This window comes from Pseudomaricurvus sp. (genome assembly GCF_965662505.1).
GTDB lineage: Bacteria > Pseudomonadota > Gammaproteobacteria > Pseudomonadales > Cellvibrionaceae > Pseudomaricurvus.
In genome coordinates this window covers 1-19619 of the sequence record NZ_CBFIHX010000020.1, presented here as the reverse complement: position 1 = coordinate 19619, position 19619 = coordinate 1, and the positions used below count along the sequence as shown (strand labels likewise).

Sequence of the window (19619 nt, the reverse complement as noted above, 5' to 3'; positions counted from 1 at the left end):
GTATCCATTACCCGTTAGCTGTTGCGAAAACCTATCCTGCCGCCGCGCTTCAGGTAAATCTCCGTCGTTAAACTGATTATACCAAGTACTGGGTTGAACTAAGTACTGGGTTGAACTAGGTACTTGGTTGAACTGTGTACTGGGTTGAACTAAGCACTTTGCTGAATTAGTACTGGGGTGAATTACGTACTTTGCTGAATTATGAGATTAGCCAGACTCAGACTTTTAGCCTGTAAGCGCGCTATATCGCATAACCTAATTATGGCCATCTTCCCGGTTCCTACCAATATCTACCGCCAATGGCTGAGGTAGAATCGCTTGGTTCCGACCCCGCGGACAGCTAAAATACAAATTCGAAGTGCAATTTTATCAGATACCCCACATTTAATCGTGCTTAATCCATCACTTCAGCGGACCATATTCGCTCAGTTTTATCATTGACCCCCAAAATTCAGGTTTCAAATCGGCTTATGCGACTGTTTCTTGCCCCAATGGAGGGTGTTGTTGATCATCACGTCAGGGATATCCTGACCGCTATCGGCGGAATTGACGTGTGTGTCACTGAATTTGTGCGGGTCAGCGGAGCACAAACTCTTCCTGAACGGGTATTTCACAAGCTGTGCCCAGAACTGGCTGCCGGATGCCTCACCCCCTCGGGAACCCCTGTGCGCTTGCAATTGCTGGGTGGCAATCCGGAAGCGCTGGCAAACAATGCCGTTAAAGCCGTCCAGACTGGGGCAACAGCCATTGACCTAAACTTTGGCTGTCCTGCCAAAACGGTCAATAACAGTGATGGCGGAGCCAGTCTGCTGCGGGAACCGGATCGGGTTTATGCCATTGTCCACGCCGTACGTTCAGCTGTCCCCGAGCAAATCCCTGTCAGCGCCAAAATTCGACTGGGCTTTGAAGACCGCAGTGCCTACCTGGATAACGCCCGAGCCATCTGCGATGCAGGGGCCAATGAACTGACGGTTCACGCCCGTTCCAAAGCGGATGGTTACAAACCACCCGCTTACTGGGACTATGTTGGGCGCATCAAAGATGAAATTTCTATCCCGGTGATCGCCAATGGCGAGATATGGAGCGTGGAAGATTGGCGCCGCTGTCGGGAACAATCGGGCTGTGAAGACTTCATGCTTGGACGAGGCCTGCTAGCCCGACCCGATTTGGCGTTGGCCATTCGCAACGAACACCTGTCTCTCGATTCTGGATGCTCAGATGACCAGACAATGAGCTGGCCTCAGGTAGCCAACATGCTATTTGCCTATTATCAGATCACCAAAGACCTTTACCCTCACAAATTTCTCGGCAATCGCATTAAGCAATGGCTGTCTTACATGCGCCTTCAATACCCCGCCGCCGACGATTTCTTTCACAGCATTAAACGACTGCGGCTCGCTGAAGATATTGAGGCAGCGTTTAAGAGACAACTGGAAGGCTAAGACAAGTCACATCAATTGCAGCAGAACACAAAATACTGTGAACTTTTGAGATCAGTCATTTCGTGTTGGAAACAGCATTGCCCGCAACCAACCCCACCAGGTATTTCCGGTCAGAACATAACGGTCGAGATCTTTTTGGTTTTGCAAATAGAACTCACCATCCTCAAACAAACGCTCACGCTTTAACATCCGTCGGTTGGGGTTAATGGTTTTAATCACTTTTGCAGGGTTACCTCCGACAACCACATTATCCGGTACATCTTTAACCACTATCGCGCCGGCCGCTACGACGCTATTTTCACCGATGGTGACGCCCTTACTGACCTTTGCCCCATGACCAATCCAGACGTTATTTTTTAAAACGATAGGTTTCGTACACCGGAAAGGTCTCAACCGATTATAAATACCGTGCCAGTCACTATCCGCAATGTAACAACTCGCAGCAAACATACAATTATCACCAATCGTAATACTGTCGGCGGCGGTTATCGTCGTACCAGGAGACATCAAACAATAGTTACCCACAGTGATTTTTCCATCCATGCCTTTACCACTCCAGGTGGTTAAGCGTACCGGATTGTCTTTTGAACTGATCAGATGAAGATAATCACCAACTTCAATATTTCGACCAAATATTTCCGCAGAAAGAGGCTGAACCACCATGGGATGCCGCCCTAACTGATCAAAATTCTTCACAAAAAAATGTTTGACCAGAAAATCATTCCACAAGCCTTTCATCTTCTTAACCGCGTATGGACTATGGTTACGACGCAAACCCAATTTCCTTTATTTTATGAAGGTTTTTCAACAGTTAAACCTTGTTATTTTATTAAGCTCTCGCTAATGTCGACATCTTTATGGCGCCAACCGTGGCCTTACATCTAAAAACATACGAGTCAGAACATGTCCTCAGAATTAACGCTTCCCATCGACATTAATACAGTCAAAGGTTTTCTCGCTGCCGACGAAGGCCTGGCGCTTTATCAATACGCACTGGAAGCCTCCAGACTGGGGCCGTGCCTGGAAATTGGCAGCTATTGCGGTAAATCAACCGTCTACTTCGCGACTGCCTGCCAACAAAACAACAGCATACTGTATGCTCTGGATCACCACCGCGGCTCGGAGGAACATCAACTGGGTGAGGAATATCACGACCCGGATCTGTATGACAACAGCATTGAACTGATGGACAGTTTTAAAACCTTTCGAACGACCATGCGTAAAGCCCAACTGGACGATACGGTTGTCCCCATCGTTTCGTCATCCTCTGTCGCATCCCGTCATTGGGCCACCCCACTGGGGATGGTTTTTATTGATGGTGGTCACAGTGAAGAAGCGGCACAAACGGACTATCGCTGCTGGTCAACGTTCATCAAGCCAGGGGGCATACTGGCCATCCATGACATCTTCCCCAACCCTGAAGACGGCGGTCAGGCTCCCTATAATATTTGGAAACTGGCCAAGGCCTCTGGTCTGTTTGAAGAGCTTCCTACGGTAAACACTCTGGGTTTATTTCGCCGCAAATAACTCACCCGACCTTATGGTGATCTGGAGGTGACACTCTCCGGTTCACCATCTGGCTCACACCTGACTCTCAACCTGACTCACCATTCAGCTATGCTCTGACTTCTCGAGAATCCGCAGTCTCTTCAAGCTCAGACACTAATCGATTTTCCAGAAACAGTTTCGCCGCTGGCGTGTGTTCAGTAATCGCGTCTGCAGCTAACAGTATTGCTCCAGCAGTCCAGGTGGTCTTTTCCTCCGGCCAAACGATATTTTCCACATACTGATACCCGGTCCAGTATCCACCATCACCGTCCCGCCACTGGTGCAACCAACCGTATAAACGAATGGCTTTCGCGTGTTCTCCAGCAGCCAACAAGGCCATCGTCAATTCACAGGATTCCGCGACTGTGACCCAGGGTTCATCACTGACGCATAAGCAACCCATATCTTTTTTAACAAAGGTGTCCCAGCGTTGCTGAATCCGCTCTCTGGCTGCCTTACCTTTATAAACACCAGCCAAAATCGGGTAAAACCAATCCATGGAATAGCGTTCTTTACTCTCCCAGGTTCGATCAAAACACTCGGGATGGTGATGCAGTGTATTTCCCAGTCGGGTATAGCTCTTGCGCCAATGTGGCTTATCTTTTTTCAGGACAACCGCAATATTGACTGCACACTCCAGACTTTTATAAATGGAGGAGCATCCGGTAATCAGCGCATCCTTAAGAGGCTGCCCATCTTCACTGATCGCCCAATAGATTTCACCCGTTGGTGATTGATGCTGTAAAACAAACTCAATGGCTTTTTCTACCATACCCCAGCAACGAGCCAAGAAATTGCGATCGGAGGTAATCAAAAAATGATGCCACACGCCCGTAGCAACATAGGCAATAAAATTGGTTTCCCGCTTATCACAATAAAGAGGTAAACCGTCCTGATAATTTGCATACCAGCTGCCATCGTCCAACTGAGTCTGTTGAAGCCATTCGTAGGCTTTCTCGGCAGCTGTATATTCCCCGGCAATACTGAGCCCCATGGCTGCCTCGGTATGATCCCAGGGATCGGCCTTGCCTCCTTTAAACCATGGAATACAACCGTCGTCACGCTGAGCCGATAAAATATACTCAACGGTTTTGCGCAGAAACGTTTCCGGGAATATACCCTTGCTGAGCAGTAAGCTATCCATGATTCAACCCGCCCTTGTGCTGATTAATCAATGTCACTTCCCCGCTCAAAATACATAACCACACTTTTTCCCATTATTGGATTAAGCAGCCACTCAAGACCCCGCGTTAATTTCGGGCGTTCCATGAGATCCCAAACTAAAAAAGAGTGATACCACTTTACCAATCTGGAATCTTCTTTATCCCATCGCCAGCACTTTAACCACCAAAAGGGAGAATGCAGCGCATGTGCCCAATGACGCGAATAACGCTTCCAGCCCAAATCTTCAACGTCGTGACGCAGATGCGTCGCGTTAAAAATCCGGATATGCCCGCCTTCCACCTGACGATAAGGCTTACTCAAACGCCAACAGATTTCTTCAGGCCAGGCACGAGGAACACTGACCGCTAACAGCCCATCGGGCTTCAACACCCTGTTAATCTCCGACAGCACGCCTTGATAATCAGGGATGTGCTCCAGCACTTCCGAACAAATCACCTTATCAAAACTGTTGTCCGCAAAAGGCAAAGACAAAGCATCAGCTTGCTGGAATGTTAGGCTCTTGCGGGTATTACTTTTCTCTTCAAAGTCAGCAAACCGCTCTCTTGCTGTCTGTAGATCTTTTTCACTCAAATCCACACCGATGGCGTCCACATCCGCAGTCAGATAGGCACCGATAGTATGGCGACCTTCACCACAACCCACATCCAGTATACGATCGCCACTGCGTAGCTGAAGGCGATTAAAATCAATGGTCTGCACGAACAAACCCTCCTTCAGGATGTATTGGCTCAACCGTCTCGACGGAGCCAGAGGGCGAGTTGTCTGCCGATACGCTACCGAGGATTTGATGGTAATAGTGAGTAAATTCCCGAGCGGCAACTTTCCAGCAAAATTGTTCCAGAATTCGTTGGCGGCCTTTCACTTGCAATGATTTGCGTAATACTTCATCAGACAAAACCGATTCCAGCGCGTCCGCCAAGGCACGACTGTTACCAGCCGGAACCACCAGACCTGCATCACCGACGACTTCCGGCAACGCACCTCCATCGGAAGAAATCACCGCACAGCCACAGGCCATAGCTTCGCCTGCCGGCAGGCCAAAGCCTTCATACAAAGACGGAGACACTACCACACTGGCCTGCGCATATTGATCAACCAGTGCTTCTGTGCTGATGCCCGATACAAACTGGACACTCTCTTTCAGCCCCAGAGATGCCAAGAGTTTTTCAGTTTGGCCGCCCTCTTTCAGCTTGCCGACAACCAGTAACTCAATGTCAGGGAAACTCGGTTTTAGTTCTGCAATAGCCTCCAACAAATAGCGCAACCCTTTTAAGGGTTGATCCGCAGAGGCCGTGGTCATAATGCGATACGGGATGGAACTGATATGGGCTCTGGGCTGAAAGGTATCGGTATCGATACCGTTATGAATCAAACTGATCGTATTGACCGGCCGGTCAAAGGCTTCGGCGATGTCTTTTTGGGAGCATTCAGAAACCGTCACAATGTGATCCAGCTGTTGAACAACCTTCTTTTGCATACGTAGAAAAGAATGCCAGCGACGAATCAACAGCCGTTGTCGCCAGTTGGGAGCCGCCTTCAAAGCTAACTTCAGATCCCGGGTAATTGGATGGTGAACCGTCGCCACCGTGGGAATACCCTGCTTTTGCAGTTCCAGCAGACCATAACCCAGACATTGATTATCGTGGACAATATCGTATTGCTTTCCGCGACTTTTCATCAATTTGGCAACACGCCGACTGAAGGTATAAGGCTCAGCAAAACCGCCAGTCAGCATGGACCACCATTCAAAGAAATCTGACCAGGATGTCAGATGCCTGGGGCGTAATGCGGTGACATGGCTGGGAGCTTCGAACAAATCCAGACTGGGAACTTTGATCAAGGTGACTCGTGGGTCAAGTTGCGGATAAGGTGGCCCGGACATGACATCGACACGATGCCCCATTTCCACCAATGCCTTGCTCAGATAATTCAGGTAAACCCCCTGCCCCCCAACGAATGGGTGACTGCGGTAACCCAGCAGACAAATATTCAAAGGATTTTCAGCATTAAACAACAAGCTTTCTGGTAATTTTTCTGGTGCTGTCATGGGAGTACGACCCAATCCTTCAGTCGATCAAGTGACAATTGAGCCACAGTCTGACACAGCCTATAATCAGCGGCAATTACCTGACAGGGAAGCATCCCGAACACCATGTCGCTTAAACAACCACCTACGGAAACGTCTACTATCAGCCAAACAGCTTCTGATAACGCATTTGGACAGCTTATTCGTTTTTGGCGTACGACTGTCGGGCTTTCTCAGGCTCAATTGGCTGCAAGTGTCGAGGCCGCCCCACGCCATATCAGCTTTCTTGAAACCGGGCGCTCCAACCCCACACGAGAAATGGTGCTGCGTTTGGCGCAGGCTCTTAAACTTGGCGAACGAGATATAGGAACACTGCTGATTTCTGCTGGATTCATCCACGATCCCTCGCCCTTAAACCTGCATGCAGAAGAAAACCAGCTGCTCAAAGACAGTCTGAGCATGATGCTGGCAAAGCACGACCCCTACCCCGCATTAATTCTTAATAGCATAGGCGATATTTTACTCTGCAACCGCAGCTGGCTGGCCATGATTCAGTTTGCCGGACTAGAGGACAGGTTGAAGCAGCCTGTGGTCAATCTTCTGGATTTCTATTTCTCCGAGGAGGGGTTGCGCCGTCATATCACCAATTGGGAAGATCTGGCCTGCTTTTTACTGCTGCGTATTAAGGAACAGCACCTGCTGACCGGAAATCCGAAACTGGCCGAACTGAGCACATGGCTTCAAGCCTATCCGGGATTGCCCGAGAAGTGGGCCAAACGAGCCAAGGGAGCGAAAAGCCTGTCTCTTTACGATATTCACTATCAATCTTTAGAGCACAATACGTCCTTTGCCAGCCGTACACTGGTGACCGGTATTGAGCCGGAGCGCAACGCCGCTATCGGAGAGCTCCAGCTGCATTCATTCCTGCCTCTGAATACAGCGACTCAAACGTTTTGGGAGAGCTTCTCCAACATGACCGTGCAGGATCATCCCCTGCTTCATGAGCCCTACAACTTGATGACCTGATAACGCCCCTGCGGATCTGCTTGGGACAACGTACTATAGTTACCCAAAAAGCCGTGATAAATCCGTCAAGCTCACACCTTTAAGATGATTATCATGCCAGCAATAGACAGTTTTATAAAAGAGGACTATGTTCACTAAAGGTATGTCTTCACTCAGGTTCTGCGGTCATCCAAAGCGCACAGTGATGAGACCTTAATAACATGACAAATAAAGCACTATTTGAGGCTACAAGTATGAAACGCTTATTTACTTTGCTGTCTGCAGCGGCACTGGCGTGCTCTGCCGGAACGGCTTTTGCTGGCAAAGACAGCGGTTTTTATATCGGCGGGTCAGTCGGTCAGGCCGACGTTGAGTATTCCGACGATGTTCCAGAGCTGGGGAATGTTGAATTTGAAATTGATGATGATGACACTGCCTACAAAGGCTTTGTCGGCTATAACTTCGGCCTGGTTCCCTTTCTCGATTTGGCCGTGGAAGGTTCATATATTGATTTTGGTTCTCAGAACGGTGAAATCAACAATATCAAAGGTGCCAATGTTGATATCACGGGCTGGTCCGCTGCAGGGCTGGTCGGCTTTAACCTTGGCCCCGTTGGTGTTTTTGGCAAGGCGGGTCTAATCGCTTGGGATGATGACATTGATGCACTGAGCTTTGACGAATCTGATTCAGGTACCGACCCTATGTACGGAGTCGGCGCCAAGTTTCAGCTGGGCTCCTTCGCAATCCGAGCCGAATACGAACTGTTTGATCTGGAAAATGGCGATATTGACTACTTCTCTGTGGGTGCGGCGTACACTTTTTAAGCTGAAACGCTAGCCCCAAAGAAATATTCATAAAAAAAGCGAGGTGAAGATACCTCGCTTTTTTGTGCCGCGCTGTCGTCGAAAAGACGAAACTAACCTGAAAAAACTAGAACCAATAAGCACCGGACCGCTGGCCTTCAAGGTTCATCTGCCCGCCAATCTTGCCTTTAGTCACCACCCGGTGGTTAAAAATGACTAACTTCATCACTCTGCGCATTAAACTCTCCCGCAAACGGCACCAGGCCCATCATCAAATTTCAGACACAAAAAAGCCCATCAATTGATGAGCTTTTTTATTGGTCTTGTTCAGCGGGCAGGATTGTAGCCTATTTAAGCGACAATTTGCACACCTTATACGCCAAAAACCGACCCTTACCGGATTTGATCACCGACCCGCACGATCTTCATGGTATTGGTACCACCATGGACATTCAGGAAATCCCCTTTGGAGATAATCACGAGATCCCCGGTAGCAACGACTTCACGTCGCACCAGTTCATCCACCACAGCCTGATTCAGCTGCTCCGGCGCGAAGTTGGAGGTATCAAAGGTCACCGGGACCACGCTGCGATACATAGCCAGACGGCTCTCGGTACGCTTATGGTCGGTAAAGGCGAACACCGACAAGCCAGAGTCTATTCGGGTCATGTACAGTGGCGTGCGGCCTGTTTCCGTAAAGCTGATGATGGCCTTCACCCCTTCCAGGTGATTCGCCGTATACATCGCGGCCAAAGCAATGGTTTCGTCGATATTGTCGAAGCTTTCATGCAGACGGTGCTTGGAAATCATCGCCGACGGTTGCTTTTCAGCCCCGCGAATCACGCGATCCATTGCCTCCACAGCTTCCACCGGAAAGCTGCCCGCTGCAGTTTCAGCGCTGAGCATCACAGCATCGGTACCATCCAGCACAGCATTCGCCACATCGAATACCTCAGCCCGTGTCGGCAATGGGCTTTCGATCATCGATTCCATCATCTGAGTCGCGGTAATGACCGGTTTGTTCAGTGCCTGTGCACGGATAATCATGCGTTTTTGTACCGCCACCAGAGCGGCGTCACCAATCTCGACCCCCAAATCACCACGAGCGACCATTACCGCATCGGATGCTTTAATGATGTCATCCAGCACATCTGGCAATACTGCTTCAGCACGCTCAACCTTTGCCACCAGGCCTGCATCGCCACCCGCTTTGTGCAATAGCTCACGGGCCTTATTCAAATCTGCGCCGCTGCGCACAAAGGATACCGCCAGATAATCCACTTCCAGCTCAGCTGCCAGTTCAATATCACGAAAATCTTTTTCCGTTAATGCGTCAGCAGACAAACCACCGCCTTCACGGTTGATGCCCTTGTTATTAGAGAGCTTGCCTGCAACAACCACCTTGGTCGCAATACGGGGGCCATTGACCCCAGTGACTTCCAACACCACTCGCCCATCATCCAGTAGCAAGCGGTCTCCGGTGGTCACATCCTCGGGCAATTGAGGGTAATCGATACCCACTTCCATATGGTTGCCATCATCACGCCCCAGAGAAGCATCGAGGAAAAATTCATCTCCCAGAGACAACTCGATGGGGCCTTCGGCGAAACGGGCTACCCGGATCTTAGGCCCTTGCAGGTCCCCGAGCACAGCAACTGTACGCTGATGCTTGTCAGCCAGTTCCCTGACCATGCGTGCACGCGTTTTGTGATCCTCTGGCGAACCGTGCGAAAAGTTCAGGCGCACAACATTGACGCCAGCGTGAATCAACTTCTCTAATACTTCAGGCGAATCTGTCGCCGGCCCCAGGGTGGCAACGATCTTGGTACGTCTAATCAAAATGAATCCTTACCTAATCAGAGATAACAATGAATCAGCTCACAGTGCTCTGCGGGACTGTGAGCGTGAACTATTCCTGCACCAATAAATTCTTTATGCCTTCCTGCGATTTTGCGAGTCATCTCGCATCGCTATCTCAATACTGTTCACTGTAACGAGCAGTTACACTCATCAACCGCTCCAGCACTTAATCCAGAACTTAATCCAGCATTTGGCGAGGCACTTACTTAGCCTGCATTAATGCCAGAGTGTTGTCCAACAATCGATTGGAAAAACCCCATTCGTTGTCGTACCAGGCCATGACTTTGACCATTTTCCCGTTCACCCGGGTTTGCGTCGCGTCAAAGGTCGAGGATGCCGGTTGATGATTAAAATCAACGGAAACCAAAGGCTCGGTATTGTAGGCCAGAATACCTTTCAGCGGAGCGTGGGAAGCCGCCTTTTCGATGGTGGCGTTGACTTCTTCTACAGAGGTTTCGCGATTGGCAATAAAGTGAAAATCCACCAGCGAGACATTCGCCGTAGGAATCCGTACAGCCATGCCATCCAGTTTGCCATCCAGTTCCGGTAACACCAGACCTACCGCTTGCGCCGCACCGGTCTTGGTAGGAATCATCGATTGCGTCGCTGAACGCGCACGATAAATATCACTGTGGTACACGTCGTGTAATTTTTGATCATTGGTGTAGGAGTGAATGGTCGTCATCGCTCCCTGCTTGATACCAATGGTGTCATTTAACACTTTGGCCACCGGAGCCAAGCAGTTAGTGGTGCAAGAGGCATTGGAAATGATTTGGCTGGCTGAAGTCAGCACATTGTCATTTACCCCATAGACGACCGTTGCATCCACACCAGAGGCCGGTGCCGAAATAATCACCTTTTTCGCCCCGGCTTCAATGTGCGCAGCGGCTTTGTCGCGACTGGTGAAGAACCCCGTACACTCATAAACCACATCGACACCGAGATCCGACCACGGCAAATTGTGAGGATCGCGCTCACTGAACGTCTGGATCGCATCACCGTTGACCACCAGCGAGTGGTTATCTACATCCACTTCGCCAGGAAAGCGACCGTGAATAGAATCATAACGGGTCAGATGAGCATTAAACTCGGTATCACCCAGATCGTTGATGGCTACAATCTGAATCTGCTTGCGATAGTCAGATTCATACAGAGCCCGTAATACATTGCGGCCTATACGGCCATACCCATTAATTGCTACACGAATTGTCATATTAATCACCCTATTCCAGTTAACAGTACTTGTCTCATGCACCTTGGACTGTTGCCGAATCGCGCCAGTCGACAGAAAACTGCCGACCAGCACCTTCCAAACAACCTAGGGTGAACCGTTATACCGGCTCTTATAATTTAAAGACTGTCTTACGCAGTCAGATGTTGAATTACGTATTGATCTTAAATATCAATGTGACTGATTAACCGTTAAGCGCAGCCGCTTCAGCCGCCAACTGCTTAATCTCATCCCACTTCTTGGCTTTGACCATCTCAGCTGGAGCCATCCAGGAACCACCCACACAAGCCACATTCGGCAGCGCCAAATAATTCGGTGCATTCTTGGGGTTAACACCGCCGGTAGGACAAAAAGTAATCTGCGGCAATGGCCCGGCGATGGATTTCAGCATGGGAATGCCACCAGCGGCTTCAGCCGGGAAGAATTTCATGGCAGTAATGCCTTTCTCTAACAACACCATGGCCTCGCTGGGGGTATTAACGCCAGGCAAAATAGGAATCCCAGCAGCTTGTGCCGCATCAATAATGGCGGGTGTTGTACCTGGAGTCACAATAAACTCGGAGCCGGCATCCAGAGCCGACTGCAAAGTTTCGGTGTTGATAATGGTTCCCGCACCGACGATGGCGTCAGGCACAGACTCTTTGATGGCCGCAATCGCTTCCAGAGCAGGAGCCGTTCGCAACGTAATTTCCAGCACTTTCAAGCCGCCTTCAACCAAAGCTTTTGCCAAAGGCACTGCGTCTTCCAGGTTATCAATCACCATCACCGGTACGACCGGTGATGTTTCCATAATGTCTTTAATGGTAACTGCCATAAATTTCAGCTCTCTTTTAAAATCGTCTCAATTACAAATTTCACTGACACTCAGTCACTGACTGCTGTCTTCTAAATCAAACTCACTGAACAACGTGCAGGCCCCCAATTCCGAAGAAGAAGCCTGTTGGCGGAACCCACCAAATAATTCACGTCCCATACCAAAACGGTGACTGCCTTCTGAAGAAACCAGTGCAATACGAGCATCCAACACCTGTTGATCCAGAACCACTTCCAAGGTGCCCGCGTTGGCATCCAGGCGAATCATGTCACCGGTCTGAACTTTGGCCAAGGGACCTCCCGCCGCACACTCAGGAGTCAGATGAATAGCCGCGGGAACTTTACCGGAAGCGCCAGACATACGGCCGTCGGTCACCAGTGCTACTTTAAAACCACGATCCTGTAAGACGCCCAAGGGGGGTGTCAGCTTATGCAGCTCAGGCATGCCATTGGCTTTGGGGCCTTGGTAGCGCAACACAGCCACGAAGTCTTTTTCCAGCTTGCCGGCTTTGAAGGCGGCAACAATATCATTCTGATCATCAAATACAATCGCTGGAGCCTCAACAACGCGATGCTCAGGCTGAACGGCAGAGACTTTGATCACACCGCGCCCTAAATTCCCCTTAAGAAGATGCAGGCCGCCGGTCGAATCAAACGGTTCGTCGCTGCCTCTCAACACATCACGATCCAGTGGCTCAGCGGGTGAGTCTTGCCACACCAGAGAACCATCGCGCAGAACTGGCTCACGGTTGTAGTATTGCAACCCGCGATCATCGCCAACAGTAATAATGTCCGCGTGCAGCAAACCAGCCTGCAGTAATTTATCAATCAGAACACCCATGCCTCCAGCGGCCTGAAAGTGATTGATATCAGCCTGGCCATTTGGATAAATACGGGTCATCAACGGAATCACTTTCGACAGCGCGTCGAAATCATCCCAATTGATTTTGATGCCTGCGGCACGGGCAATGGCGATCAGGTGAATGGTGTGATTCGTCGAACCACCCGTGGCCAACAAACCCACTATCGCATTCACGATAGCTTTCTCATCAATCGCATGACCAATAGGACGAAAGTCTTCACCCTGCGCGGTAAATTTGAGAATTTGCTTCGCTGCCGCTTTGGTCAACTCATCCCGCAATGGGGTATACGGATTAATGAAAGAGCTACCCGGCAGGTGCAATCCCATGATTTCAACCATCATCTGGTTGCTGTTCGCTGTCCCATAGAAGGTGCAGGTGCCCGGACCATGATAAGACTTCGATTCTGCTTCCAACAGCTCATTACGACCAATTTTGCCCTCAGCGTACAACTGACGGATACGAACTTTTTCTTTGTTCGACAACCCCGTTGTCATGGGGCCAGCCGGGACGAACACGGCAGGAAGATGCCCAAAGGTCAGTGCGCCGATCAACAGTCCAGGAACAATTTTGTCACACACGCCCAGATACAACGCACCGTCAAACATATTGTGACTGAGCGAAACAGCCGTCGACATGGCAATCACATCACGACTGAACAGAGATAATTCCATCCCCGGCTGTCCCTGAGTCACGCCATCACACATTGCAGGAACGCCACCCGCAAACTGAGCCACGCCTCCCGCTTCCGTGATGGCATCCTTAATCAGGTCCGGCGCATGTTTAAAGGGTTGGTGCGCCGACAACATATCGTTATACGACGATACGATGGCGATATTGGATTTTACGTCAGCCGTGAGATCGGCTTTCTCCTCAGTCGAACAGGCAGCAAAACCATGCGCCAAATTACCGCAGGCCAACTGGCCCCGATGTGGCCCTTTTTGAACTGCGGCATCCACGCGCTTCAGGTAAGCACTGCGACTGGATCGGCTGCGTTCAATTATTGTGTCTGTTACCTGCTGCAGAACTTCGTGCAGTTTGGTCATTGGAATACACCTCTTCAATTCATCGACAACTGATATTGTTTAGCGCCTTACGGCGCCCAATACACATCAATATCTACATCGTTTTGCTGCAAGAACACACTCACGGGAGTGGATAAAATCTCACTGTTTTCACGGGCCTGACGATAAACAATCCACTTGTCATCACCGGTAATCAGCAGCACGATTTTGCGGGACTTCAACAGCGCAAATGGTGTCATGGTCATACGCGCCAAATTGTCACCGGTGACTTCCGACTTGTTCGCTAGAATTCCTGCACACAATTGTTGCGAGTCCAGCGCTTCGGTCAGCCCTTCTGCGTGGGGAAACAACGATGCCGTATGACCATCGCCACCCATGCCCAATAAACAGACGCTGTAAGGAGCCGGTAATACATCGTACTGCCTGTTGCAATCCGACTGCCCTTCAAAAGGAGTATTTGCAGCATTTTTCATACCAGCAAACTGAGCACTTGCCGCTTTATTCTGCAACAAAGTGTTTTTGAGCAGCTTTTCATTACTGGCAGCATGATCCGGTTCAACCCAGCGTTCATCCACCAAAGCGACATGAATATTACTCCACTCCAGATCGGCATGAGACAAGCGCTCATATAATGGTCCTGGCGTGGAACCACCCGACAGCAGCGCGGTAGCTTGACCCTTTTCCTGAAGGTCACTGGAGAGGCATGTCATGACGTCATCGTACAAAGCATTTAATAAAGCCTCACGTGACTCAAAGCGATATTCGTTGATCATTTCCTACTCTTTTCCTTTCCAGCTACGTTTCATTTTCGAGTTCGCTTACTGCCACCATTGTTGTGCCAGGCTCTTCGGTCACTGTGCAAAAGTGCCGCAGCCGCATCCGGCCCCCAACTGCCTGCCTCGTAGGCCTGCACAGGAGTGCCACACTGGTTCCAGGCGTTGATAATGGGGTCAACCCAAGCCCAGGCCAGATCCGCCTCGTCCCTGTGAGCAAACAAACTCAAGTCGTTATCAATGACATTTAACAACAAGCGCTGATACGCATCGCTGTGAAAATTTTCGAAGGTATCCGCAAAGTTCAGGTTCAGAGGAACTTGTTGTAAACGCATATCCAGCTGATGCAACTCTTTGGCCATTACCATCATTTCAATGCCCTCGTCGGGCTGCAAACGAATAACCAAACGGTTTGCGGCAAGATGGGTGGACGCGCCATCGAACACGTTATGGGTGAGGGATTTAAACTGAATGACAATTTCTGCACAGCGCTGACGTAAACGCTTACCGGTACGGAAGTAAAACGGTACGCCACTCCAACGCCAGTTATCGATGTGCGCCTTGATCGCTACAAACGTTTCAGTCTGGCTATCTTTACCCAGCTCATCCAGATATCCAGGTACCTCTTTGCCGTTCATCATGCCTTCAACGTACTGGCCTCTCACCGTGTGGCTCTGAACCTCGTAACCGGTTAAAGGTCGTAAAGCCTGCAGTACCTTGAGTTTCTCGGTGCGAATGTTGTCGGCTTGCAACTTATGAGGGGGCTCCATAGCCACCAAACACAGCAACTGCAGCAAGTGGTTTTGAATCATGTCGCGCATGGCGCCCGCCTGATCGTAAAAAGCGGTACGACCTTCCAGCCCCACCTCTTCCGACAGACTGATCTGCACGTGATCGATGTAATTACCATTCCACAGGGGCTCAAACATGATGTTGGCAAATCGCAACGCCAGCAAATTTTGAACGGTCTCTTTACCCAGATAATGATCAATTCGGAAAATACTGTTTTCCGGAAAATATTGACCCACCTGGGTGTTGATGTCGTTGGCTGTGCTGCGGTCATAGCCCAGCGGTTTCTCCAAAACGACTCGCGATGCCTCATGAATCAGGTTTCGCTTACTTAATTGTTCACAAATGGTGCCGTACAAACTGGGTGGCATGGCCAGATAAAAGACTCTGTCACGCAGCTTCCCGTCAGCGGGGGTCTCGGACAATGGCCCTTCCAGCAGAGACCATCCCTCTCCATTTTCTGTCACATCCAGATCACATAAGTGCAGTCGCTCTTCAAACACCTGCCAGTGAGATGCCGGAGATTCACCAGATTTCAGTTGATTGGTCAGCCATTCGTGAATGCGCGCCAACTCCTCGTCCCGTGACCCCACTCTGCGGGACACTAAAAAGATCCGCGCCCCTTGAGGAAAGTGTCCTGACACTTCCGAGCGATACAAGGCAGGCAAGAGCTTGCGTAACGACAAGTCACCTAGACCGCCAAAAATGACCATATCAAAGTCGTGCGTCATCTATTTCTCTCCCCCGCAACTACTGGTTTCCAGTCTGTTATTTTGCGCTGTTATCTGCACTTTCAAAGGTCACTCCCCTGCTTTTATACCTGTACACTCGACTGGTGATGCAATCTGTGAACCAATCACGACGCCTGCGCATCGTCTGATCACTTTTCAACCCCGACCACTCTTCAATTAAGGTTCTTTGTGTTGGCTCTTTAAACTGGTTCTTTTAACTTGTTTTTTATAACTATAGCCTTCATGGCCACACCCTTTTGGACTGGAACCCTAAATTTAATTAAGTTAAATTATACCCACATAAACCACGCCAAACAATGCATTTTATTTAACTTAATTAAATGGATATATTTAACTCAGTTAAATAAAATGGTTCGCCTGCAAATCGGTTGCTGTTAAAGTTGCACTTTTATTAAGAAGCTTTCATAGCTTTTTCGAATAACTGCCTTTCCGAATATCCTTAGGAACAACGATGATATTGACGCACCTCAGACACGAGCTTGAAAACCTGAGCAAGTCCGAACGACGCATTGCGGAAGTTATTCTCGCGGATCCGGAAGCCGCAGTGCATGCCACCACGGCCGAGATTGCCCGTAAAGCTGAAGTCAGCGACCCGATGATTTCTCGGCTTTGCCGGGGGCTGGGATGCAAAGGCTTCCCTGAATTCAAGGTGCAATTGGCTCAGAGTCTGGCGAAAAACACCTCATACGTGACCCGTTCAGTCTCCGTGGATGACAATGCAGACACCTATGTCAACAAACTCATCAGTGCCAATCAGGGCGCTTTAGAGTATTTGCGTAAAGAACTGGACATCAGCACCATCGAAGCCGCGGTAGACGCCCTCGATAAAGCCAAGAGGATTGAGATTTTTGGTATGGGCGGCTGCTCATCCATCGCCCAGGACGCACAACACAAACTCTTTCGTCTGGGCACCCCCACCATTGCTTATGAAGACAACCTGAAACAGCGCATGGCCGCTGCGGCAGCCGACGAAGACAGCGTCATTCTGTTTATTTCATTCACCGGCCGCACCCATGCCACCGTGGAAACCGCCCACACCGCAAGGCACAGCGGTGCCAAGCTCATTGCTATTACTGAACCCAACTCCCCTCTGGCGGCCGCCTGTGACATCGTGATCACCTCCGGTAGCGAGCTGGAAGACACGACCATTTATGTACCGATGACCACCCGAATCATGATTTTGACGATTGTGGATATTCTGGCGACCGGCCTCGCACTGCAACGCAGCCCTGAGATTGATGAGCACCTGAAAAAAATCAAAGAAAGCCTGGATTACACCAAGGCCGAGAGAAAATAACGCAAAGGTTACTCTTTCCGCCTGAATACAATCTAACCGACAGCCTCCTGAGTGCTGACGACGGGGCGACTTTCACGAGTCCCACGCATTCTGCGATCGGGATCTGTAGGATCATCAGGCGAAATCACCACATAATCATCGCCCACCTCCAGCAACACCCCCACAAAAGGCATCTCATCAAAGCTCTCAGGCACCCGGTAGCTCACCGTATCGCCTACCTTGAATGTGTCCGCGTCAAAATTGAACTGAAACGGGCAATCGCCATCACCTTCTGTTTTCATACATTGCTTCCTCTTGTGGCTACTCGACTCGTACCGGCTCTATGGTTTAGAGACCCAGCTTTTAGAGCAATCGTTATTAGAACCACAGTGTAAGCCCGACACACGCCAAAAACCAAGAACAACTCAACAGTACTGTTCACACAAAACCTGGGAAGATTAGGCACCGGAAACTGAAAATGAGAACCAAAAACTGAAAGGCAAAAACGGGAACCCAAAAACGAAAAGCAAAAAAAAGGCGCTTCAAGTGAAGCGCCATAAGCCACAATTTTACGAAATGTAAAAGTGCAGAGACAAGAACTCAAATTAAATAAGGTGTGCAGAATACAAGGTGCATCAATATTTACCGGAATCCAGCAGTTGCGTCAGCAGTGCTTCCGTGGATGGATCGAAAGAAACATCACCCTCTTCGCCCGCACGACGCTTTTCGATTTCACTGTAAATTTCCACACCGATTTGCTTGCCCAGCTCGACACCCCACTGATCAAAGGCGTTCAACTGCCAGATCACGCTGGAAACAAACACCTTGTGCTCATACAGAGCCAGCAACGCACCCAAAGTGTGTGGTGTTGTTTTGTCATAAGAGAGCGTCAAACTGGGACGATTGCCCGGCAACACCTTATGTGGCGCCAGCTCGGCAATCTCTTCTTCCGAATGGCCCGCATCACGCAATTCCTGCGAAGCCTGCTCCAGAGACTTGCCGAACAACAAGGCTCTGGCCTGCGCCATACAGTTGGTCACCAGATGCGTATGCTGATCAGCCAGCGGATTATGACTTTGCAACGGCACAATAAAATCAACGGGCACCGCCTGTGTTCCCTGATGCAACAGTTGATGGAACGAATGCTGCCCATTGGTTCCCGCCGCACCCCACACCACCGGACACGAAGCTCTCTCCAGTTTACGGCCAGCACGATCCACCTGTTTTCCGTTACTCTCCATGGTCAACTGTTGCAGGAAGGCCGGCAACTGGGACAAGTTTTGGTCGTAAGGTAAAACTGCGTGACTCTGAGCGCCCAGCATATTCACCGACCAGATTTCCAACAGCGACAAAATAACCGGTAAATTATCTTCGAGAGGGGCAGAGGCGAAATGCCGATCCATAGCCGCGGCGCCGTCGCACAGCGACTCAAAATTCTCCCACCCCACTGCCAGGGCAATAGGCAGGCCAATGGCTGACCACAGGGAATAACGTCCGCCGACCCAATCCCACATGGGATAAACGGATTCCCGGTCAATCCCAAACTCTTCTGCTTTCTCGACATTGGAAGAGACCGCCACAAAATGGCTCGACAGAGAATGATCAGGTCCTGCGGCCTCCTGCAACCAGGTTTGTGCCGCCGTGGCGTTAGCCAGTGTCTCCAGCGTGGTAAATGTCTTGGAGGCAATCACGAATAATGTGCTGGCTGGATTCAGACCCTTCAGCGTATTCACTAAATGAGAGGGATCCACATTGGACACAAAATGCACATTAAGCCGTTGGCGGTAAGGTGTCAGCGCCTCACAGACCATGGCAGGCCCAAGATCAGAACCGCCGATACCTATATTCACCACATCAGTAAAGACTTCTCCAGAATACCCTGTGCGCTCGCCCGTCATCACACTGCGAACACAGGCCGCCATGCGCTCACGCACTTCCTGCACCTGCTGGTTTTCAGCCAACGACTGATCAGCACCGCCGCGCAAAGCGCAATGCAGGACTTTACGACCCTCAGTATGATTAATCGCCTCACCAGACATCATCTGCTGTACGGCTTCGGGAAGCTTCGCCGCGCCAGCCAGTGCCAGCAAAGCACGCCAGGATTCTGGAGTCACTGAATGCCGGGAGAAGTCCAGAGTAAGTCCGACAGCTTGCCGACTGAATCTGGCCAGGCGCTCCGGATCTGCGTCAAACGCTCCCCGAATATCGACGCTCCCCTGCTCGTGAGCAAT

Annotated in this window: 17 protein-coding genes; 5 read left to right on the top strand and 12 right to left on the bottom strand. The window is 50.1% G+C overall.

Features of this window, described 5'->3' with window-relative positions; translation table 11 throughout:
* Positions 1–470: 470 nt before the first annotated feature.
* A complete protein-coding gene (locus tag ACTG33_RS04555; RefSeq protein WP_439134005.1) occupies positions 471–1442 on the top strand; it encodes a tRNA dihydrouridine synthase in 972 nt (323 codons plus the stop codon).
* 51 nt (positions 1443–1493) lie between these two features.
* Here ACTG33_RS04555 and ACTG33_RS04550 read toward each other — a convergent pair whose 3' ends face one another.
* Complete coding sequence (locus ACTG33_RS04550; RefSeq protein WP_439134004.1) at positions 1494–2216, bottom strand: acyltransferase; 723 nt, start codon at positions 2214–2216, stop codon at positions 1494–1496.
* Between the two features lie 129 nt (positions 2217–2345).
* On the opposite strand from ACTG33_RS04550, the gene ACTG33_RS04545 reads away from it, so the two are divergent.
* On the top strand, positions 2346–2969 hold the full coding sequence (locus ACTG33_RS04545) for a class I SAM-dependent methyltransferase (RefSeq protein WP_439134003.1): 624 nt from the start codon (positions 2346–2348) through the stop codon (positions 2967–2969).
* An 88-nt stretch (positions 2970–3057) separates the two neighbouring features.
* Here ACTG33_RS04545 and ACTG33_RS04540 read toward each other — a convergent pair whose 3' ends face one another.
* From ACTG33_RS04540 to ACTG33_RS04530, 3 genes are read right to left on the bottom strand one after another with little or no spacing between them, the layout of a single operon-like run.
* Complete coding sequence (locus tag ACTG33_RS04540; RefSeq protein ID WP_439134002.1) at positions 3058–4134, bottom strand: prenyltransferase/squalene oxidase repeat-containing protein; 1077 nt, start codon at positions 4132–4134, stop codon at positions 3058–3060.
* A gap of 23 nt (positions 4135–4157) precedes the next feature.
* Positions 4158–4874 (bottom strand): class I SAM-dependent methyltransferase, encoded by a 717-nt coding sequence (locus ACTG33_RS04535; RefSeq protein ID WP_439134001.1) that lies wholly within the window; start codon positions 4872–4874, stop codon positions 4158–4160.
* Positions 4861–6222: a glycosyltransferase family 4 protein gene (locus ACTG33_RS04530; protein WP_439134000.1), complete on the bottom strand. Its 1362-nt coding sequence runs from the start codon at positions 6220–6222 to the stop codon at positions 4861–4863. Before ACTG33_RS04530 ends, ACTG33_RS04535 begins: the two co-directional genes overlap by 14 nt.
* 105 nt (positions 6223–6327) lie before the next feature.
* Between ACTG33_RS04530 and ACTG33_RS04525 the strand changes: the two genes are divergently transcribed.
* A complete protein-coding gene (locus ACTG33_RS04525; RefSeq protein ID WP_439133999.1) occupies positions 6328–7227 on the top strand; it encodes an MmyB family transcriptional regulator in 900 nt (299 codons plus the stop codon).
* A gap of 233 nt (positions 7228–7460) precedes the next feature.
* Positions 7461–8030 carry an outer membrane beta-barrel protein gene (locus ACTG33_RS04520; RefSeq protein ID WP_439133998.1) on the top strand — a complete coding sequence of 190 codons (570 nt, stop codon included), beginning with the start codon at positions 7461–7463 and terminating at the stop codon, positions 8028–8030.
* A 372-nt stretch (positions 8031–8402) separates the two neighbouring features.
* Here the strand turns inward: ACTG33_RS04520 and pyk are convergent, their stop codons facing one another.
* From pyk to zwf, 6 genes are all read right to left on the bottom strand, one after another.
* Positions 8403–9848, bottom strand: coding sequence for a pyruvate kinase (pyk, locus tag ACTG33_RS04515; RefSeq protein ID WP_439133997.1), 1446 nt, complete (start codon positions 9846–9848; stop codon positions 8403–8405).
* Positions 9849–10071: 223 nt separating this feature from the next.
* Positions 10072–11082, bottom strand: a complete 1011-nt coding sequence (gene gap, locus ACTG33_RS04510; protein WP_439133996.1) for a type I glyceraldehyde-3-phosphate dehydrogenase — start codon at positions 11080–11082, stop codon at positions 10072–10074.
* 202 nt (positions 11083–11284) lie between these two features.
* Positions 11285–11914, bottom strand: coding sequence for a bifunctional 4-hydroxy-2-oxoglutarate aldolase/2-dehydro-3-deoxy-phosphogluconate aldolase (locus tag ACTG33_RS04505; RefSeq protein ID WP_439133995.1), 630 nt, complete (start codon positions 11912–11914; stop codon positions 11285–11287).
* A 54-nt stretch (positions 11915–11968) separates the two neighbouring features.
* Positions 11969–13819 (bottom strand): phosphogluconate dehydratase, encoded by a 1851-nt coding sequence (gene edd, locus ACTG33_RS04500; protein ID WP_439133994.1) that lies wholly within the window; start codon positions 13817–13819, stop codon positions 11969–11971.
* A 47-nt stretch (positions 13820–13866) separates the two neighbouring features.
* Positions 13867–14571, bottom strand: coding sequence for a 6-phosphogluconolactonase (pgl, locus tag ACTG33_RS04495; protein ID WP_439133993.1), 705 nt, complete (start codon positions 14569–14571; stop codon positions 13867–13869).
* Between the two features lie 29 nt (positions 14572–14600).
* Positions 14601–16091: a glucose-6-phosphate dehydrogenase gene (zwf, locus tag ACTG33_RS04490; RefSeq protein WP_439133992.1), complete on the bottom strand. Its 1491-nt coding sequence runs from the start codon at positions 16089–16091 to the stop codon at positions 14601–14603.
* 472 nt (positions 16092–16563) lie between these two features.
* Between zwf and hexR the strand changes: the two genes are divergently transcribed.
* Complete coding sequence (gene hexR, locus ACTG33_RS04485) at positions 16564–17409, top strand: transcriptional regulator HexR (RefSeq protein ID WP_439133991.1); 846 nt, start codon at positions 16564–16566, stop codon at positions 17407–17409.
* A gap of 32 nt (positions 17410–17441) precedes the next feature.
* Here hexR and ACTG33_RS04480 read toward each other — a convergent pair whose 3' ends face one another.
* Together ACTG33_RS04480 and pgi are read right to left on the bottom strand one after the other, a co-directional pair.
* Positions 17442–17690, bottom strand: a complete 249-nt coding sequence (locus ACTG33_RS04480; RefSeq protein WP_439133990.1) for a hypothetical protein — start codon at positions 17688–17690, stop codon at positions 17442–17444.
* 333 nt (positions 17691–18023) lie between these two features.
* A complete protein-coding gene (pgi, locus tag ACTG33_RS04475) occupies positions 18024–19619 on the bottom strand; it encodes a glucose-6-phosphate isomerase (protein WP_439133989.1) in 1596 nt (531 codons plus the stop codon).

Coding starts and splice junctions, on each gene's coding strand:
- ACTG33_RS04555 (WP_439134005.1), top strand. CDS start 471: ATGCGACTGTTTCTTGCCCCAATGGAGGGTGTTGTTGATCATCACGTC.
- ACTG33_RS04545 (WP_439134003.1), top strand. CDS start 2,346: ATGTCCTCAGAATTAACGCTTCCCATCGACATTAATACAGTCAAAGGT.
- ACTG33_RS04540 (WP_439134002.1), bottom strand. CDS start 4,134: ATGGATAGCTTACTGCTCAGCAAGGGTATATTCCCGGAAACGTTTCTG.
- ACTG33_RS04530 (WP_439134000.1), bottom strand. CDS start 6,222: ATGACAGCACCAGAAAAATTACCAGAAAGCTTGTTGTTTAATGCTGAA.
- ACTG33_RS04525 (WP_439133999.1), top strand. CDS start 6,328: ATGTCGCTTAAACAACCACCTACGGAAACGTCTACTATCAGCCAAACA.
- ACTG33_RS04520 (WP_439133998.1), top strand. CDS start 7,461: ATGAAACGCTTATTTACTTTGCTGTCTGCAGCGGCACTGGCGTGCTCT.
- gap (WP_439133996.1), bottom strand. CDS start 11,082: ATGACAATTCGTGTAGCAATTAATGGGTATGGCCGTATAGGCCGCAAT.
- ACTG33_RS04505 (WP_439133995.1), bottom strand. CDS start 11,914: ATGGCAGTTACCATTAAAGACATTATGGAAACATCACCGGTCGTACCG.
- edd (WP_439133994.1), bottom strand. CDS start 13,819: ATGACCAAACTGCACGAAGTTCTGCAGCAGGTAACAGACACAATAATT.
- pgl (WP_439133993.1), bottom strand. CDS start 14,571: ATGATCAACGAATATCGCTTTGAGTCACGTGAGGCTTTATTAAATGCT.
- zwf (WP_439133992.1), bottom strand. CDS start 16,091: ATGACGCACGACTTTGATATGGTCATTTTTGGCGGTCTAGGTGACTTG.
- hexR (WP_439133991.1), top strand. CDS start 16,564: ATGATATTGACGCACCTCAGACACGAGCTTGAAAACCTGAGCAAGTCC.
- ACTG33_RS04480 (WP_439133990.1), bottom strand. CDS start 17,690: ATGAAAACAGAAGGTGATGGCGATTGCCCGTTTCAGTTCAATTTTGAC.